Genomic DNA, 16,745 nt, shown 5'->3' on the forward strand with positions numbered 1-16,745 from the left:
GGAATTCCTCGCAATGAACGGGCACGGCGCTTATGCGACGCCGACGCCCAAGTAACGATCCTTCACGTCGTGATCGGCGGTGAACGCCGCGTTGCTGCCTTCGTAGACGATCACGCCCTGTTCGATCACGAAGTGACGGTCGGCAAGCTGCGTGCACACTTCGAGGTTCTGTTCGACGAGCAGGATCGACACGCCGGCCGCCTTGATCAGCTTGAGCTGCGCGACGATCTCCTCGACGATTACCGGCGCGAGCCCTTCGACCGGTTCGTCGAGCATCAGCAGCCGCGGGTGATTCATCAGCGCGCGGCCGATCGCAAGCATTTGCTGCTCGCCGCCCGACAGCTGCGCACCGCCGTTGCGGCGGCGCTCCTTCAGCCGCGGGAAGATGCGATAGATGTCGTCGAGCTGCCACGGCGAATCGCGACGTGCGCCGAGCCGCAGGTTTTCCTCGACCGACAGCAGCCGGAAAATCCCTCGATGCTCCGGCACGAAACACAGGCCGCGTGCGGCAATCCGGTGCGCGGGCTGACCGGACATCACCCGGCCCGCGAACGTCACCGTGCCGCCGCTCGGCGCGACGACCCCCGCGATCGTCTTGAGCGTGGTCGATTTGCCCGCGCCGTTACGCCCGAGCAGCGTCACCGTTTCGCCGTCCCGCACGTTGAGCGAAACGCCCTGCAGTACGTGGCTCTTGCCGTAGCACGCGTGCACCGCCTTCACGTCAAGGATCATGCGCGGCCTCCGGTGATCATGTTGCCGAGATACGCGCTGCGCACGCGCGCGTCCCCGCGAATCGCCTCGGGCGTGCCTTCGACCAGCACGCGCCCCTGCTGCATCACCGTGATCGTGTCCGAGATGTCCATCACGATTCCCATGTTGTGTTCGATCAGCACGACCGTGTAATCGTCGCGCAGGCGGCGGATCAGCGTTTTCATGTCGTCGAGGTCGTCGATACCCATGCCGGACGTCGGCTCGTCGAGGAAGATCGCGCGCGGCCGCGCCGCGAGCGCCATCCCGACTTCGAGCCGGCGCTGCTGGCCGTGCGACAGCACGCCGGCCGCCGTGTCGGCGAACCGCTGCAGGCCGAGCCGATCGAGTACGTCGTCGACGACACCCTGATGTGCCCGCGCGCCAAGGGGCGGCGCCCACGGATTCAACGCGCGCCGCGACTCGACGCCTTGCGCGGCGACGCGAAGGTTCTCGCGCACACTGAGGTTCGCAAACAGGCTCGTCACCTGGAACGAACGCGCTATACCGCGCCGCACACGCTTGTGATCGGGCTCGCGCGACACGTCGTGACCGTCGAACAGGATCGAGCCGGCGCTGATCGGCACGGTGCCCGTCAGCGTATGGAACAGCGTGGTCTTGCCTGCGCCGTTCGGGCCGATCACCGAATGAATGGTGCGCGGCATGATCCGCAGATCGACGCCGCCCAGCGCCGTGAACTTGCCGTAGCGCTTGACGACGCCGCGCGCTTCCAGAATCGCTTCGCTCATCGCTGCTCCCCGGCCGCGGCCTCGGTACGCCGGGCGCGCCGCAGCGATGCCGCGACGCGTTCGCCGACTCCCCACAAGCCGCGGTGCATGAACAGGCTCACGGCGATCAGCACGAGCCCGAGCAACAGCAGCCAGCGCGGCCATAGCGTCGACAGCCAGTCGGCGAACAGCACGTAAGCGGCCGCCCCGAGCACCGACGCGAACAGGTTGCCGGTGCCGCCGATCACCGTCATCACGAGGATCATCTCGCTCGTGTGATAGTCGATGTTCGACAGCGGCGCGATGCCCGTCATCAATGCATGCAGCGCGCCGGCGAGGCCGGTGACCGCGCCCGAGATCACGAACGCCACGAGTTTGAAGCGCCGCACGTCATAGCCGGCCGCCGCCGCGCGCGCCTCGTTGTCGCGGATCGCGAGCAGCGTGCGGCCGAACACCGAGCGCGACACGCGCAACAGCAGCCAGAACACCGCGACGAACACGACGGCGACGAAACCGTAATAGCGCCACGGCGAATCGAGCGGCACGAGCGGATGGCCGAATACCGACAACGCGGGGCGCGGAATGTCGAGCAGCCCGTTGTCGCCGCCCGTCACATCGGGCGTCGTATAGGCGACGAAGTAGAACAGCTGCCCGAACGCGAGCGTCAGCATCACGAAGTAGGTGCCGCGCTGCCGGATCGAGAACCAGCCGACCAATGCGGCCGCGGCGGCGCCGAGCGCGGCGGCCGCAACCAGCGCCGCAGTCACCGACTCGACGCCGTGCGTCAGCACCACGCCCGCCGCGTAGCTGCCGAGCCCGAAGAAGATGCCCTGGCCGAACGACAGCAGCCCCGTGTAGCCCAGCAACAGATTGCAGCCGAGCGCGGCGAGCGCGAACACCAGCACCTCGGTCGCGAGCGAGCCCGAGTCGAGCGCGAGCGGCAGCGCGCCGGCCACCGCCACCGCGAGCCAGCCTTCCGGTCGCTGCAGCGCGGCGCGCCACGGCGGCACACGCCGCGACGCCGCCGCATCCGACGGCAGCGATTTCGACGATTCGATCATGCAGCCCTCCCGAGCAAACCGTTCGGACGCAGCAGCAGCACGGCCGCCATCGCGACATAGATCATCAGGCGCGCGCCTTCGGGCCACAGCGTGCTCATCAGGCTCTGTACGATGCCGACGAGCAGCCCGCCCACCAGCGCGCCGAGAAAATTTCCCATCCCGCCGACAACGACCACGACGAACGCGACGCCGAGCGCCTCGATCCCCATGAACGGATCGACGCCGCGGATCGGCGCGGCCAGGACGCCCGCGAGTGCGGCCGTCGCCGCGCCGAGCGCGAACACGAGGCTGAACACGCGCGTCACGTTGATGCCGAGCAGCGACACCATTTCCGACGACTCGCTGCCCGCGCGCACCGTGCTGCCGAGCCGCGTGCCGTCGAGAACCCACCACAGCAGCGCGGCCAGCACTGCCGTGAAGCCGATCACGAACAGCCGGTATTTCGGATAGACGAAGCCGCCCCAGATCACGACGCCGCTGAGCGCGTCGGGCGGCGGTACGTTGTCGCCAAGCGGGCCCCACGCGAGGATCGCGCACTCCTGCAGCACGAGCGCCAGGCCGACCGTCGCGAGGATGTGGAATTCGTGTTGCTGTGCATACACGTGACGCAGCACGAGCTTTTCGACGATCCATGCGAACGCGCCGACGACGAGCGGCACGACCGCGAGCGCGGCCCAGAAATTCGCCGACCATTGCAGCGTCTGATAACACAGGTACGCGCCGAGCAGATAAAACGCACCGTGCGCGAAATTCACGAAGCGCAGCAGGCCGAACACGATCGACAGGCCGACCGCGAGCAGGAAGTACAGCATGCCCACGCCGATGCCGTTGACGATCTGCAGCAGATAGACGTTCATGGCTTCCGTATCGGTAAGGAGGAGGAACGGTGGTCGGCGCGCAGCGGCCGCGAACGCGGCCGGCGCGTCACGCGAGCTTGCAGCCGGTCTTGTCGACGGGCAGGAACGACTGCCCGGAGCTGACCACGTCCGCGTAGTCGTCCGCGTTCTTCATCCGGCTTTTCGGCTTGCCCTTCAGCAGGTAGTAGTTCTTCAATACCTGGTGGTCGCCCTTGCGGATTTCCTCCGGACCCGTGAGCCCGTCGTACTTCATCCCCTCCATCGCGGCGATGACCTTCTTCGGCTCCGCGGTGCCGGCCTTCACCATCGCGTCGAGCAGGATCTTCGAGCAGATGTACGAGCCCGCGAGGCTGTAGTTCGGATTGGCCTTGAACGCGGCGTTCGCGCGCTTCACGAGATCGCGGTTCAGCGGCGAATCGATGCCGTGCCAGTACTGCGCGCCGAAATACACGCCGTCGCAGATGTCGGGGCCGAGCGCCTCGAACTGCTCGAGCCCCGACGCCCATGCGAGCAGGATCGTGCAGTTGCGCTTCATCCCGAAGCTCACGGCCTGACGCAGCGTGTCCGATGACTGCGAGCCGAAGTTCAGGATCAGCAGCACGTCGGGCTGCGCGGCGGCCGCATTGGTCAGATAGCCGCTGAATTCCTTCTCGGCGAGCGAGTGATAGCTGTTGCCCACATGCTCGATGCCCTTTTCCTTGAAGATCGCCTTCGCGGCCGACAGCAGCCCGTCGCCGAACACGTATTGCGGCGTGATCGTGTACCAGCGCTTCGCTTTCGGCAGCATGCCGATCAGCGGGCGCACCGTCTGCTCGATCGCGCCGAAGGTCGGCACCGACCAGCGAAACGTCGCGTCGTTGCAGTCCTTGCCGGTGATCTCGTCGGCGCCGGCCGTCGTGATGAACACGCCGCCCGCCTTCTGCACTTCCTTGCCCATCGCCAGCGATTCGGACGACAGAATGCCGCCCGCGAAGAAGCGCACGCCCTTCTGCTGCGCGATCTCCTGCACGCGCCGCACGGCCGTCGCCGGCTTGCCCTCGGTGTCGAGCGCCGTGTATGCGAGCGGTGCGCCGAGCACCTTGCCGTATTGCCTGACGACGAGCTGCATGCCGAGATCGGCGTACTTGCCGTTCGCGGCGAACGGCCCGGACATCGGCACCGGGCAGGCGAGCTGGATGGGCGAACCCTGTGCGAACGCGGCGCGGGACGCCATGCTGCCGAGCGCACCCGGCACGGCCGACAGCGCGGCCAGTTTCAACAGTTCTCGGCGATTCAAGTTGACGCTCCTTGGTGAAGGGGACACACGCGATGCGACCGACTGCCAAACCGTGCCTGCGCGCTGCAGGATGCCCGCCGCCGGTTCATTCTATTTATCATGATAAATAGAATGAACCGGATGCTAGAGTTGATCAAAATTGGTGTCAATCAGGCAAAATTCCGTACCTCGCGCCGGAACGGATCGTCGACGATGACGCGGCGCGCAGTCAGACAAAGGAGTCTTCAAGATGGTCATGGGCCGAGCCAGGGCGGGCGTCGCGGTCGCAATCAAGCAGCCGAAACGGGCCGATCTCGTCGCCGAGGAGATCAAGCGGCTGATCACGGAGAAGGATCTGAAGCCGGGCGACCGCCTGCCGCGCGAAGCCGAGCTCCAGCAGCTCTATGCGGTGAGCAAGAGCACGATCCGCGAGGCGCTGAAGTCGCTGGAGGTGCAGGGGCTGATCAAGGTCACGACGGGGCCGTCGGGCGGCGGGATGGTCGTCGAGGTGCCGCTCGACCGCACGCTGCAGTTGCTGCAGAACTACCTGTTCTTCAAGGACGTGACGATCGACGACATTTATACGGTGCGCAAGCTGCTCGAACCCGAGCTCGCGGCCGGCGCCGTGCCGCACCTGACGGAGCGCGACTTCACGGCGCTCGAAGCGAACATCGCGTGCTGCGACGGCGCGTCGGGCGTGCACGATCGCGGCCACATGCTGCGCCAGCGGCAGGAGGACACGACGTTCCACGACATCCTCGCGGCCGCGAACCCGAACCCGTTCCTGCGCTTCAGTTGCGAGCTCATCAACGAGATGATCCGGCAGTTGATCGAGTTCCGGAACGACACACCGCTCACCGAGCACAAGCGCTTCGGCGAGGCGAACGTGTCGATCCACAAGGCGATCCTGCAGGCCGCGCGCGAGCGCGACGTCGAGCGCGTGCGTGCGCTGATGGTCGAGCACATGACCGACGCGCCGAAGCACGTGAAGCGGATGAAAGGCAAGCTGCGTGGGCGTCTGATCCTCGATTCCGAAATCCGTCGGCGGGCCGCGTCGCCCGTTGCGAGTGCGGACGCGGCCGGTTCCGACGACGACTGACCGCCACCCCTCACGCGTACCCCGTCGTGCCCTTCGTTTCCAGGTATTCGACGAGGCCGAACTCCGCATACTCGCGCCCGTTGCCCGAACGCTTGTAACCGCCGAACGGCGCGGCCGGGTTCCACGCCGGATAGTTGATGTGCACGTTGCCCACGCGCAGCCGCGCGGCGATGCGGCGCGCGCGCTCGAGGTCCTTCGTCTGCACGTACGCCGCGAGCCCGTAGACCGAATCGTTCGCGAGCGCGGCCGCTTCGTCTTCGGTCCGGTAGGTCAGGATCGACAGCACCGGCCCGAAGATCTCCTCGCGTGCGATCGTCATGTCCGGCGTCACGTTCGAGAACACCGTCGGCTTCACGTAGAAGCCGTCGCCGAGCCCGTCGGGCCGCCCGAGCCCGCCGGCGACGAGCGTCGCGCCTTCGTCGATGCCGCGCTGGATCAGCTGCTGGATCCGGTCGAACTGCGTGCGGCTGACGACCGGCCCGATCTCCGTCTCAGGCGAGCGCGGATCGCCCACGACGGTGCGCGCGGCCTCCCGGCGCGCCGCCGCCTCGGCCGCGGCCAGCTGATCGACGTGCACGAACATCCGCGTCGGCGCGTTGCACGATTGCCCGCTGTTGCTGAAGCAGCTGCGCGCGCCGAGCGTCACGGCGGCGTCGATGTCCGCATCGGGCAGGATCAGGTTCGGACTCTTGCTGCCGAGTTCCTGGTGCACGCGCTTCACGGTATCGGCCGCGGCCTTCGCGACCTCGACGCCCGCACGCGTCGAGCCGGTGAACGACACCATGTCGACGTCCGGATGCCGCGACAGCGCATCGCCGACCTCGTGTCCGTAGCCGTGCACGAGGTTGAATACGCCGGGCGGCACGCCGGCTTCATCGAGGATCTCGGCGAACAGGATCGCGCTGAACGGCGCGATCTCGCTCGGCTTGAGCACCATCGTGCAGCCGGCCGCGAGCGCCGGCGCGACCTTGCACACGATCTGGTTGATCGGCCAGTTCCACGGCGTGATCAGCGCGCATACGCCGATCGGCTCGTGCGACACGAGCAGCGAATCGACCTGCGTGCTGAACCGGAACGCGCGCAGCGCACGGATCGTCTGCTCGAGGTGTGCGGTCCCGACCGCGGCCTGCGCCGCGCGCGCGAACGCGAGCGGCGCGCCCATCTCCTGGCTGATCGTGCGCGCGACTTCCTCGTAGCGCCGCTGATAGATGTCGAGCACGCGCTGCAGCAGCGCGACGCGCGCGTCGACGCTCCAGCGCGAGTAGGCGTCGAACGCCTGCTTCGCCGCGCCGACCGCGCGGTCGACGTCGGCCGCACTGCCGATCGCGAGCCGTGCATACGGTCGCGCGGTCGCGGGATCGATCACGTCGATGGCGCGCGCGTCGGCCGGGTCGAGCCACTGCCCGGCGATATAGCTCTGTTCTGAGGTTCGCATCGAATGCTCCTGGGTCAGCAATAGCGGGCGCCGCCGTCAGCGCATCGCGCGCGCATAGGTGTCGGCGAGGATGTCGCGAATCTTCGCGACGAACCAGACTATCTCATCGCGCGACATCACGAGCGGCGGCGAGAACTGCACGATCGGCGTGCCTTCGTGGTCGACGCCCGCGCGGCACAGCAAGCCCGCTTCGAAGATCGCCGGCGCGAGCAGCGTCGACACGAACGCCTGCGCGCCGATGCCCGCGGCCCAGCGGCGCGCGGCCTTGTCGGTGACGAGCTCGAGCGAATAGTGGTAGCCGTCGCCGCGCACGTCGCCGACGCACGGCAGCTCGAGCAACCCGTCGAGCGTGCGCCGGAATACGGCCTGGTTGTCGCCGACGTTCTCCAGCACGCGTTCGCGCTCCATGATCGCGAGGTTCGCGAGCGCGGCCGTGCACGCGACCGGATGGCCGCCGTAGGTCGCACCGTGCAGGAACATCTGCTGCGGGCCGGCGAGCACCGTATCGACGACCGCGTCGCTCGCGATCACCCCGCCGAGCGGCACGTAGCCCGATGCGATCCCCTTCGCGAACGTGATCAGGTCCGGCTGCAGCCCGTAGCGCGTCGAGCCGAACCATTCGCCGAGACGGCCGAACCCGCAGATCACTTCATCGGCGACGAGCAGCACGCCATGCCGGTCGCACAGCGCGCGCAGCCCTTGCGCATAGCCGGCCGGCGGCGTCAGGCTGCCGCCCGCGTTCTGCAGCGGCTCGACGACGATCGCGGCGACGGTGTCCGGCCCTTCCTGCACGATCAGCGATTCGATCTCGTCGAGCAGATGGCGCGTGAACTGCGCTTCCGTCTCGCCGTCCGGCCGACCGTAGCGCTTCGTGTTGCTCACGTGCCGCACGCCCGCCATCAGCGGCTCGAAATGCTTGCGGAAGTTGGTCATCCCGTTCAACGCGAGCGCACCGAACGACGTGCCGTGATACGCGACGCGCCGCGCGATGAACTTGCGCCGCTGCGGCTCGCCGCGCGCCTGGTGATACTGGCGCACCAGCTTGATCGCCGACTCGTTCGACTCGGAGCCGCTCGACGTGAAGAACACGCGGTTCAGGCCGTCCGGCGCGAGCGTCGCCAGCTTGTGCGCAAGCCGGATCGCCGGTTCGTGGCCGTAACCCCAGTTGGTGGCGAACGGCAGCCGCCCCATCTGCTCGCGCATCGCGTCGCCGATCTCGGCGCCGTGGCTGTAGCCGAGCTGCACGCAATACAGCCCGGCGAGCCCGTCGAAGTAGCGCTTGCCGTTGCGGTCGACGAGCCAGCAGCCTTCGCCGCGGTCGAATACCGTCAGCGCCTGGTCGCGATACGCATCGGCGTGCGTGAAGTGCATCAGCAGATGGCGCTTGCCGAGCGCCTGCAGGTCCGCTTCGAGACCGACGTCGATACCGTTCATGGGTCATTCCTCCTTCAGGGTTGCGAAACCGGCGGCGGCGAGCCGCGCGGCCGTTCAGTTCATCGACAACGTCGGCGCCGGCCGCGTGAAGCCGCGCGTGAGCCACAGCAGCTGGCAGAACCCGAGCGCGAGCCAGCCGAGGCCGACGTAGAAGGTCTGGCGCGACAGGCCCGACCACAGCCACACGTTCATCGCGAAGCCGAGCGCCGGCAGCACGCCGTACCCGATCCAGCCGGCGACGCGGCGGTGTTCCGGGCGCACCAGGTAGCTGCGCATCACGCACAGGTTCACGACCGCGAACGCGACGAGCGCGCCGAAGCTGATCATCGTCGACGCGAGATCGAGCGTGATGAACAGCGCCGACAGCGACACGGCGCCGACCGCGAGCGTCGCGCGCACCGGCGTGCGCAGCCGCGCATGCAGTTGCCCGAACACGCGCTCGGGCAGCACGCGGTCGCGGCCCATCGCGAACAGCACGCGCGTCACGCTCGCCTGACCGGCCATCGCGCTCGCGAAGCAGCCGGCCACGTAGACCGCGACGAACAGCGCGGACAACGCGCCGCCGCCGATGCGCCGCATCAGTTCGAAGCTGGCCGAATCGAGATCCTTGAACGCATGCCAGTCGGGAAACACGACCTGCCCCGCATACGCGATCAGCATGAACAGCAGCCCGCTCGCGAGCGTGCACAGCAGGATCGCGCGCGGCACCGTGCGGCGCGGCTCGCGGGTTTCCTCCGACAGCGTCGATACCGCATCGAAGCCGAGGAACGACAGGCACAGGATCGCGGAACCGGCGAAGATCGCGTGCGCATCGCCATACGCCGGCAGCGCGAGCGCCGGCTCCAGCCCCGCGCCGGCCGCGACATGCGCCGCGGCCGCGACGAACACCGCGATGAACACGAGCTGGCTCGCGATCAGGATCAGGTTCACGCGGTTGACGAGCCGGATGCCGACGATGTTCAACCCCGTCACCAGCACGATGCTCGCGACGATCCACACGCTGGCCGGCACCGCGGGGAACAGCTGCTTCATGTAGATGCCGATCGCGAGGTAGCTGATCATCGGAATGAACAGATAGTCCATCAGCAACGCCCAGCCGACCATGAAGCCCGCCGACGTGCCGAAGTTGCGGCTCGCGAACGTGTAGGCGGAACCGGCGCTCGGCATCAGCCGCACCATGTGGCCGTAGCTGCGCGCGGTCAGCAGCATCGCGACGAGCGTGACCGCATACGCAATCGTCAGATGTCCGTTGGTCTCGCGTGTGACGATTCCGTAAGTCGTGAACACCGTCATCGGCAGCATGTACGCGAGGCCGAAGATCACCAGCGCGAACAGGCCGAGCGCCGGGGCGCCGGGCCGGCCGGGCGGGCCCGCGTCGGTGTCGGTGTCGGTGTCGGCGTGCCCGTTCGCGTGCGCTCGCACGTCGTCCGTCACTGCGCTGCGCGCATGCTGCGCTGTCCCGGTGTCTTCCATGGTGTCCTCACTTGGCTGTCGTTCATGACCTCAACACACGTGTCGTCGGCAATGCGGCATCGCAGGCATTGCGCGATTCGGAAACGAGTGTGGTGCGCCAAAAACTCGACGACGAATGAGAAAAGCGGACGTATTCGGGGGATATTTCCGGACGCGTGGCAACGGCCCATTGCGGGCCGCGCAGCGCTCTGGCGTTTCGCGGGCATTCCCGCTATCTTCTATGCGAACCCGTCGCCGCCCCCGCACCATGGACAGCCAGTCCCATCGACATCGACGCCGCGCCGAGCGCGGCCTGCGTTCGGCCGCCAGCCAGGACGACATCCCCGCCACCGTGCACGCGATCGCGGTCACGCTCGACGAATGCCGCGTCCGGCATCTCGACATCGCCGCGGTGCTCGACGGCACGGGCCTCGGCGCGGCCGAAGTCGCGTCGCCGAACCTGCACGTGAATCGCGGCCAGGAGCAGCGTTGCTTCCGTAACCTGCTGCGCTGCAGTGGCCTGCCGTCGATCGGTCTCGCGATCGGCGCGCGACTCCATGTGTCGACGCTCGGCCTCGCCGGCTACGCGATGCTGATCAGCGGCTCAGTGATGCAGGCATTCGGCTGCATGGGACGGTTTCCGCTGTTCATGGGGCTGTATTTCGACGTGCGCGGGCACACGCATGCGGACGGAATGAGCGTGACGATCGAGCGGTACAACGGCGAACCCGACATCGAGGTGTTTCAGACCGACATGTGCCTGTCGAGCCTGCGGCTGATCGTGTCCGATCTGGTCGGCAAGCCGGTATGGCCCGCGCAGCTGCATCTCGCGCGCCGCACGCCGCGCAACGCTGCGGACTACGCGCGCCACTTCCGCTGTCCGGTCGCGTTCGGCGCAGGCGAAAACCGCCTCGTGTTCACGAGCGTGGACGGCTCGGAAGCGCCGCGGCTCGCGAACGAAGTCAGCTTCAATGCGCTGCATCAGCAGTGCGAAGCGCTCGAGCAGCAGTGGGCCGCATCGCTCGGCACGCGCTTCGCCGATCGCGCGAAGGCGTTGATGGCGCGCGACCTCACGCGCTTCAAGTCGATGACGTCGCTCGCGGATGCGCTGTACGTGACCGAGCGCACATTGCGGCGCCGACTCGACAAGGACGGCATCACGTTCCAGTCGCTGCTCGACGACGTGCGCCATCAGGAGGCGGTGCGCCTGCTCGACGAGCCGACGCTCAGCGTGGCGGCCATCGCAGAGCGGCTCGGCTACAGCGAACCGCGCAGCTTCCGGCATGCGTACCGGCGCTGGACCGGCAGCACGCCGCGCGCACGCGCGGATGCGGACGGCGACGCCTGACGCGCAGCGCGTGACCGCGCGCAGTTCAGCGCATCATGCGACCACGCGCAACGCAACGCGCGATGGCGCGTGCGTCATTCGAGTTCGACGCCGTTGAGTTCGGGGATCAGGAACAGCGTCGCGGCCATGTCGAGCACATAGAGGCCGGCGAGCAGCGCGATGGCCGTCTGAAACGAGTAGTGCGCGGCGAGTGCGCCGACCGCCACCGGCCCGAAGCCGCCGACCGCGCGGCCGATGTTCCACAGCACGTTCTGCGCGGTGGCGCGCGCGGCGGTCGGATAGCCTTCGGACATCAGCGTGCCGTAGCCGCCGACCATCCCGTTCACGAACATGCCCATCAGCGCGCCGGCCCACAACATCGTCGTCGGGTCGGACAGCCGGGCGTACGCGATGACGGTCGCGACCGCGCCGAGCTGGTACAGCAGGAACGTCGGCTTGCGGCCGATGCGATCGGCGAACTGCCCGAAGGTCCAGACGCCGATCATCATCCCGACGACGGTGACCGCCGTCCACAGGCCGGACTTCGTCAGCGAAAAGCCCATCTGCTTCGACAGGAAGGTCGGCAGCCAGATCATGATGCCGTAGTAGCCGAAGTTCTGGACCGAGCACAGGATCGCGATGCCGACGCTCGTGCGCGCGGTGCGCGCGTCGGCGACGAGCATGCGGAACGCGTTGGTGCGCGGCTGCGTAGCACGCTGCACGAACGCTACGGGCTCGTGCAGCCGGTTGCGCAGCGCCCATGCGAGCAAGGCGGGCACCACGCCGAGCGCGAACATTCCGCGCCAGCCGATATGGCCCAGCAGCAGCGGCGTCAGCAGCGCCGCCAGCAGCACGCCGGCCTGCCAGCCGAGCGCCACGTAGCACGACACGCGCGCGCGTTTGGCGGCCGGCCACGCTTCGGCCGCGAGCGCCATGCCGATTCCGAACTCGCCGCCCAGGCCGATGCCGGCGATGGTCCGGTAGACGAGCAGGTCGCGAAAGCCCTGGGCGAATGCGCACAGGCCGGTGAAGATCGCGAACAGCATGATCGTCCAGGTCAGCACGCGCACGCGGCCATAGCGGTCGCTCAGGGCGCCGAACAGAATGCCGCCCGCCACCGCGCCGATCAGCGTCCACGTGACGAGCGCCCCGCCCTGCGCGGGCGTCAAGTGCAACGCCGCCGTGATCGCCGGCAGCATGAAGCCGAGGATCAGCAGATCGAAGCCGTCCATCGCGTAGCCGATCGCGGCGCCCGCGAGCGCCTTCCACGCGTAACGCCCGGCCTGCTCGACGCGCGGCGACGCCGCGTCGCCGAGCGACGAAGGTTCAAGGTTGGCTGCCATGGTGTCCTGCCGCAAAGGTCCGGGCGACAGTCTGAGGCCGGTTCGCGCGCGCGACGGCGCGGTGACCGTGCGCGGACGGAAAGGGTCGCGGCTGCCGGCTCGCCGAAACGGAAACGGGCAACCGCGGGTAATGGAACTGAAAGACGGAACTGAAAGACGTCGATGCCGGCGGCGGCGCTGTCAGGCGGCACGCCGACGGCAAGGGATGAAGCATGCGAGCCGCGGCTCGCGTCGGCCGGACGGCGCCGGCGCGCGACCGGCGCCGCGCGGCGTCAGCCCTGATCGTCGCCGGGCCACCAGGTTTTGGCTTCGCGATCGACGAGCAGCGCGTCGAGGTCCTTGCCTTCGAGCCATTTCGGCCGCGGGCCGCGACCCGACCACGAGCGGCCGGTCGTCGGATCGTAGTACTTCGCAGGCGCCTTGCGTTTTCGCTGCACGATGTAGCCGAGCGCGCTCAGCACTTCCTGCTGCGTGATACCCAGCAACTGAACCTGCTCCCTGAATGCCGCGAGCGCGGCCTGCTTTTCTTTCTGCCTGGCTTCCGACAGCTTGATGTTCAGGTCCCGAAGTTGTGCTTCGAGGTCCTGCAGAGCCTGAGTCATGTATTCATCCTCTTTGGGCATGTTTTTATTCAAAGAACCTCCGATGGCCGAACCGGCCGTGAAGTTCCGCCGATCCGTATTGCGATATGTGGATCGCCAGACCGGAGCCGCAAGGTCTGCGATGTCCACCGGCGGCTATGCCATCGTCGAACGCTGCGGTCGCGGCACGCGACGCGCGGTACGCCGCGCTCGAACGCGCGACGAACGGTCGATGGCGACCTCCTCGCCACCGGTCGCCGCGCCTCGTACGGGCACGGCATGGCGCGAATGATAGCAGCGTGCATGCTCGGTGTTTGAGGACTTTTGCGCGGCGACGGCGCGGCGCGGTCCGGCGTCGAACGTCACGGCGTCGCGACATCGCGGGGCGCGACGCTCACGGCAGCGGCGGCGCGTCGGCCAATACGGCGAGCAAGCCGGCGTCGAACGGCGTCGCATGGTCGATGCCGAGCGCGCGCACGCGCGACGCATCGAGGTGGCAATCGTATGGGCGCGGCGTGGCATCGGTCGGCGCATGGATCGGCGCGAGCGCCGCGCGGTGCCCCAACGCGGCCGCGAGCCGTTGGGCGATGTCGTATTTCGTCATCGGCTCCTCGGCCGACCAATGACGGATGCCGGTGACCGGCGCGCCGGCCAGATGGCGCAGCGTCAGGTCGCGGATGACCTGCGCGACGTCCGGCGTGTACGTCGGATAGCGGATCGCCCACGCATCCATGCGCGCCGGCTCGGCGCGCGGCTGCGCGGCCGCGACGATCGCCGGCACGAGGCTCGTGACCGCCGACTCGCGCCAGTCGACGATCGGCCCGTACAGCAGCGGCAGCCGCAGCACACACGCGAGCGGCGACGCGGCGAGCAACGCCGCCTCGCCGTCGAGCTTCGTGCGGCCGTACACGTTCAGCGGATTCGGCGTGGCGTCTTCGCGGTACGGCGCGGCCCGGCCGTCGAACACGTAGTCGGTCGAGATGCCGAGCGTCCATGCGCCGTAGCGCGCGGCGAGCGCGCCGATGCGCGCCGGCGCGTCGACGTTGATCGCACGCGCGGCGGCCGGGTCGTTCTCGCATACGTCCGGACGACGCTCGGCCGCGCAGACGATCACGGCGGACGGCCGCCGCGCATCGAACAGCCGTTCGAGCGCGGGCTGGTCCAGAACGTCGAGACGGGCGGTGTGTTCCGGCGGCAACGCGACCCGCCGGGCGCCGGCGGTATCTGCGTTCCGGATGGTCGCGACCAGCGTCAGCGACGCTTCGCGCGACAGCGCGGCGGCAACCGCACGGCCGAGCAGGCCGGACGCGCCGATGAGAAGGATGGTCGGTTGCGACACGGTAGCCAACGATGAATGGAAACGAGGCCCACCAATCTATACGAGAACCTGCGTCGGATGGCGATTTCGCGCGCAACGCGCAACACGCGGCGGCGCACGACGAAAAAAAGCCCGGTGCGCGATTGCTCGAACGCACCGGGCCCGCCATGCGGCAGCGACTGCCGCGCCAGCTTACTTGCGGTCGAACGAATACCGCCCCGGCCCGGTGAGCGCGAGCAACAGCAGGCCGCCGATGATGCTGACGTTCTTGTAGAAGTTGATCATCGCGACGTACTGATCCATCCCCTGCAGCGCCCAGTAGCGATGCCCGATCAACGCGGTCGCGAGCGTGTACGCCGCGAACAGCAGCGCCAGCGGCCGCGTGTAGAAGCCGAGCGCGATCAGCGCGCCGCCGACCAGTTCGACCGCCACCGCGATCACCGCGGACAGCTCGGGAGACGGTGCGCCCGTCGACGCCATGTATGCGACCGTACCGGAGAAACCGGTCAGCTTCTGCCAGCCGAACAACACGAACAGAATCATCATCAACACGCGAGCGGCCAGCAGCAGCTCGTCCTTCTTCGACTCCAGCGATACGTAACGCATAACAATCACCTTGAATTGACGGTTCGACGCATCCGGCACCGACGGCCGCCGAAACGGCGAACGCATGGATCGGTACCGAACCCTCCTCGCGCGATCGGTGCGGGCGCCCCTGCCCGCTTCCGACAAATCCGTCCGGTGGCGCGATCTCGGCGCTGCGGAGCGGTTCTGGCGAAGCACGGGTGCAGTCTACTGTCTCACCGAGAATCATCAATCCGTCAAAACAAGATTCGCTGTCACCATCCGGTGGACAATTGTCACGTGACAAACGCAGCGTGTCGGCCGCGTGGGCCGATTGCCGCATCGCTTACCGCGTCACTTACCAGGTCACATCAGGTCGATTGGATAGCTGCTGTCGAGCTTGTCGTGCCACGCGCGCAGCGTTTTCGGCACGGTCTTTTTCCACGCCGGGACGTTCGTGTAGTACCGCATCCGCACGTCGTTGTGGGCGTCGAACACGAGGAGCCCGATCCACAGATCGGTGTCGCGGCGCATCACGATCGCGGCGTTCGTCGTCGCGATGCCGCGCACCCAGTACGACGTTACTTTTGCATTCAGGCCGTCGAGGTCGCGCTCGTCGTCGCGGTTATTGATCATGTCGACGAGCGTCTGGTAATCCGCGCCGAGCAGCTTGTGCGCGATCGCGTCCTGCCGCGCGTCGTCCAGCACCTTCAGCGTGACGAGATCCGCCGGCGGGCTCGCCTGCGCCTGCGACGCGGTCACGTAGTCGCCCGAATAGACGACGCCCGCGCCGGCACCGCAATCGGCGTCGCTGCCCTGCTGCGTCACGCGCACGCGCGATCCGTGACGGCTGAAGTCGAGCCGGCATCGGTCCTGCCGAAACGTGCCGGCGTCGCCGTGCAGCGCGAGATCGCCGGCCAGATCGCCGGTGTTCGCGCCGTTGTTGCCGCTCAATTCGAAGTGAAGATGCGGCGCCGTGCCGGTAATCGTCAGCACGCCGCCAAGGGACGGGTTGGCGCTGTCGCGATACCAGGTCTGCTGCCAGCGGTCGGGCGCGAGCGGCGCGCCGTTCAGGATCGCAAGGCGCTCGCGATAGCGATCGGCGATGCACGAGGCGTCGCCGCCGCAGCGATCGCGCTGCGCGAGCCATTTCAGTTGGGCGGCCTTCAGCGCGGCCGTATCGCCGCCTTTCGCGCGCGCCTTCTGCCATGCGGTCGCGAGTTGACCGTCCAGCGCGGACAGGCGTGCGTCCGCGCAGATTGCGTGTTCGGTCGGCGAAGCGGCCTTCGCACAGTCGAAACCGGCCGCATGGGTGGCCATCGGCAGCGCGGTCAGCCATGCGGCCGCCGCGAGAACGTGCGGAATCGCGTGGCGCGACGCGCGGGCGGGAAGCGCTGCGCTCGCGCGCATGCCGGCGTGAGGATTCGATCGGTTCGGAAGGATCATGGCGTTGGATCGTCGCTGGAGCGCGGGACCGCTGAAACGCCGGCCCGCCGAGTTCGGGGAAAGGCGCGCGACACACGATGCGACGTGCGCAACGCGGG

Annotated in this window: 15 protein-coding genes; 2 read left to right on the forward strand and 13 right to left on the reverse strand. The window is 68.0% G+C overall.

The window, feature by feature from the left end:
* Window positions 1–30 precede the first annotated feature (30 nt).
* The 5 genes from MBR110_RS28660 to MBR110_RS28680 all read right to left on the reverse strand — a co-directional run bounded on the left by MBR110_RS28660 (window position 31) and on the right by MBR110_RS28680 (window position 4,669).
* Window positions 31–732, reverse strand: a complete 702-nt coding sequence (locus tag MBR110_RS28660) for an ABC transporter ATP-binding protein (RefSeq protein WP_034194424.1) — start codon at window positions 730–732, stop codon at window positions 31–33.
* Window positions 729–1,496 carry an ABC transporter ATP-binding protein gene (locus MBR110_RS28665; protein ID WP_034194423.1) on the reverse strand — a complete coding sequence of 256 codons (768 nt, stop codon included), beginning with the start codon at window positions 1,494–1,496 and terminating at the stop codon, window positions 729–731. Before MBR110_RS28665 ends, MBR110_RS28660 begins: the two co-directional genes overlap by 4 nt.
* Window positions 1,493–2,536, reverse strand: a complete 1,044-nt coding sequence (locus tag MBR110_RS28670; protein ID WP_181709588.1) for a branched-chain amino acid ABC transporter permease — start codon at window positions 2,534–2,536, stop codon at window positions 1,493–1,495. Before MBR110_RS28670 ends, MBR110_RS28665 begins: the two co-directional genes overlap by 4 nt.
* Window positions 2,533–3,393, reverse strand: coding sequence for a branched-chain amino acid ABC transporter permease (locus tag MBR110_RS28675; protein ID WP_181709589.1), 861 nt, complete (start codon window positions 3,391–3,393; stop codon window positions 2,533–2,535). The genes MBR110_RS28670 and MBR110_RS28675 overlap by 4 nt, the downstream gene beginning before the upstream one ends.
* A 67-nt stretch (window positions 3,394–3,460) precedes the next feature.
* Window positions 3,461–4,669, reverse strand: coding sequence for an ABC transporter substrate-binding protein (locus MBR110_RS28680; protein WP_011880638.1), 1,209 nt, complete (start codon window positions 4,667–4,669; stop codon window positions 3,461–3,463).
* Between the two features lie 229 nt (window positions 4,670–4,898).
* Here MBR110_RS28680 and MBR110_RS28685 point away from each other — a divergent pair, with 229 nt between their 5' ends.
* On the forward strand, window positions 4,899–5,747 hold the full coding sequence (locus MBR110_RS28685; RefSeq protein WP_011880639.1) for a FadR/GntR family transcriptional regulator: 849 nt from the start codon (window positions 4,899–4,901) through the stop codon (window positions 5,745–5,747).
* 10 nt (window positions 5,748–5,757) lie between these two features.
* On the opposite strand, the gene MBR110_RS28690 is transcribed toward MBR110_RS28685, so the two are convergent.
* Genes MBR110_RS28690 through MBR110_RS28700 form a run of 3 tightly spaced genes read right to left on the reverse strand, consistent with a single transcriptional unit; the run spans window position 5,758 to window position 10,089 of the window.
* Window positions 5,758–7,182 (reverse strand): aldehyde dehydrogenase family protein, encoded by a 1,425-nt coding sequence (locus MBR110_RS28690; RefSeq protein ID WP_181709590.1) that lies wholly within the window; start codon window positions 7,180–7,182, stop codon window positions 5,758–5,760.
* 36 nt (window positions 7,183–7,218) lie between these two features.
* Window positions 7,219–8,616, reverse strand: coding sequence for an aspartate aminotransferase family protein (locus MBR110_RS28695; RefSeq protein ID WP_034194422.1), 1,398 nt, complete (start codon window positions 8,614–8,616; stop codon window positions 7,219–7,221).
* 54 nt (window positions 8,617–8,670) lie between these two features.
* Window positions 8,671–10,089, reverse strand: a complete 1,419-nt coding sequence (locus MBR110_RS28700) for an APC family permease (protein WP_059462777.1) — start codon at window positions 10,087–10,089, stop codon at window positions 8,671–8,673.
* 247 nt (window positions 10,090–10,336) lie between these two features.
* Here MBR110_RS28700 and MBR110_RS28705 point away from each other — a divergent pair, with 247 nt between their 5' ends.
* Complete coding sequence (locus MBR110_RS28705; protein WP_014726269.1) at window positions 10,337–11,416, forward strand: AraC family transcriptional regulator; 1,080 nt, start codon at window positions 10,337–10,339, stop codon at window positions 11,414–11,416.
* Window positions 11,417–11,490: 74 nt separating this feature from the next.
* Here the strand turns inward: MBR110_RS28705 and MBR110_RS28710 are convergent, their stop codons facing one another.
* The 5 genes from MBR110_RS28710 to MBR110_RS28730 form a co-directional block, all read right to left on the reverse strand.
* Window positions 11,491–12,738, reverse strand: a complete 1,248-nt coding sequence (locus MBR110_RS28710; RefSeq protein ID WP_059461854.1) for an MFS transporter — start codon at window positions 12,736–12,738, stop codon at window positions 11,491–11,493.
* Between the two features lie 272 nt (window positions 12,739–13,010).
* Entirely contained in the window at window positions 13,011–13,340 is a 330-nt protein-coding gene (locus MBR110_RS28715; RefSeq protein ID WP_011880644.1) for an H-NS histone family protein, read from the reverse strand.
* Between the two features lie 373 nt (window positions 13,341–13,713).
* Window positions 13,714–14,658, reverse strand: coding sequence for a dTDP-4-dehydrorhamnose reductase family protein (locus tag MBR110_RS28720; protein WP_045579896.1), 945 nt, complete (start codon window positions 14,656–14,658; stop codon window positions 13,714–13,716).
* A 171-nt stretch (window positions 14,659–14,829) separates the two neighbouring features.
* On the reverse strand, window positions 14,830–15,243 hold the full coding sequence (locus MBR110_RS28725; RefSeq protein WP_045580006.1) for a DoxX family protein: 414 nt from the start codon (window positions 15,241–15,243) through the stop codon (window positions 14,830–14,832).
* A 324-nt stretch (window positions 15,244–15,567) separates the two neighbouring features.
* Window positions 15,568–16,611 (reverse strand): lysozyme inhibitor LprI family protein, encoded by a 1,044-nt coding sequence (locus MBR110_RS28730; protein ID WP_106919382.1) that lies wholly within the window; start codon window positions 16,609–16,611, stop codon window positions 15,568–15,570.
* Window positions 16,612–16,745: the final 134 nt, after the last annotated feature.

Origin of the sequence: Burkholderia sp. MBR-1 (assembly GCF_013822785.1) — a bacterium.
GTDB lineage: Bacteria > Pseudomonadota > Gammaproteobacteria > Burkholderiales > Burkholderiaceae > Burkholderia > Burkholderia vietnamiensis.

Bases quoted from the DNA above. Each gene is read 5' to 3' on its own strand.
- MBR110_RS28715 (WP_011880644.1), bottom strand. From the start codon at position 13,340: ATGACTCAGGCTCTGCAGGACCTCGAAGCACAACTTCGGGACCTGAAC.
- MBR110_RS28695 (WP_034194422.1), bottom strand. From the start codon at position 8,616: ATGAACGGTATCGACGTCGGTCTCGAAGCGGACCTGCAGGCGCTCGGC.
- MBR110_RS28685 (WP_011880639.1), top strand. From the start codon at position 4,899: ATGGTCATGGGCCGAGCCAGGGCGGGCGTCGCGGTCGCAATCAAGCAG.
- MBR110_RS28725 (WP_045580006.1), bottom strand. From the start codon at position 15,243: ATGCGTTACGTATCGCTGGAGTCGAAGAAGGACGAGCTGCTGCTGGCC.
- MBR110_RS28675 (WP_181709589.1), bottom strand. From the start codon at position 3,393: ATGAACGTCTATCTGCTGCAGATCGTCAACGGCATCGGCGTGGGCATG.
- MBR110_RS28730 (WP_106919382.1), bottom strand. From the start codon at position 16,611: ATGCGCGCGAGCGCAGCGCTTCCCGCCCGCGCGTCGCGCCACGCGATT.
- MBR110_RS28660 (WP_034194424.1), bottom strand. From the start codon at position 732: ATGATCCTTGACGTGAAGGCGGTGCACGCGTGCTACGGCAAGAGCCAC.
- MBR110_RS28705 (WP_014726269.1), top strand. From the start codon at position 10,337: ATGGACAGCCAGTCCCATCGACATCGACGCCGCGCCGAGCGCGGCCTG.
- MBR110_RS28710 (WP_059461854.1), bottom strand. From the start codon at position 12,738: ATGGCAGCCAACCTTGAACCTTCGTCGCTCGGCGACGCGGCGTCGCCG.
- MBR110_RS28700 (WP_059462777.1), bottom strand. From the start codon at position 10,089: ATGGAAGACACCGGGACAGCGCAGCATGCGCGCAGCGCAGTGACGGAC.
- MBR110_RS28670 (WP_181709588.1), bottom strand. From the start codon at position 2,536: ATGATCGAATCGTCGAAATCGCTGCCGTCGGATGCGGCGGCGTCGCGG.
- MBR110_RS28690 (WP_181709590.1), bottom strand. From the start codon at position 7,182: ATGCGAACCTCAGAACAGAGCTATATCGCCGGGCAGTGGCTCGACCCG.
- MBR110_RS28665 (WP_034194423.1), bottom strand. From the start codon at position 1,496: ATGAGCGAAGCGATTCTGGAAGCGCGCGGCGTCGTCAAGCGCTACGGC.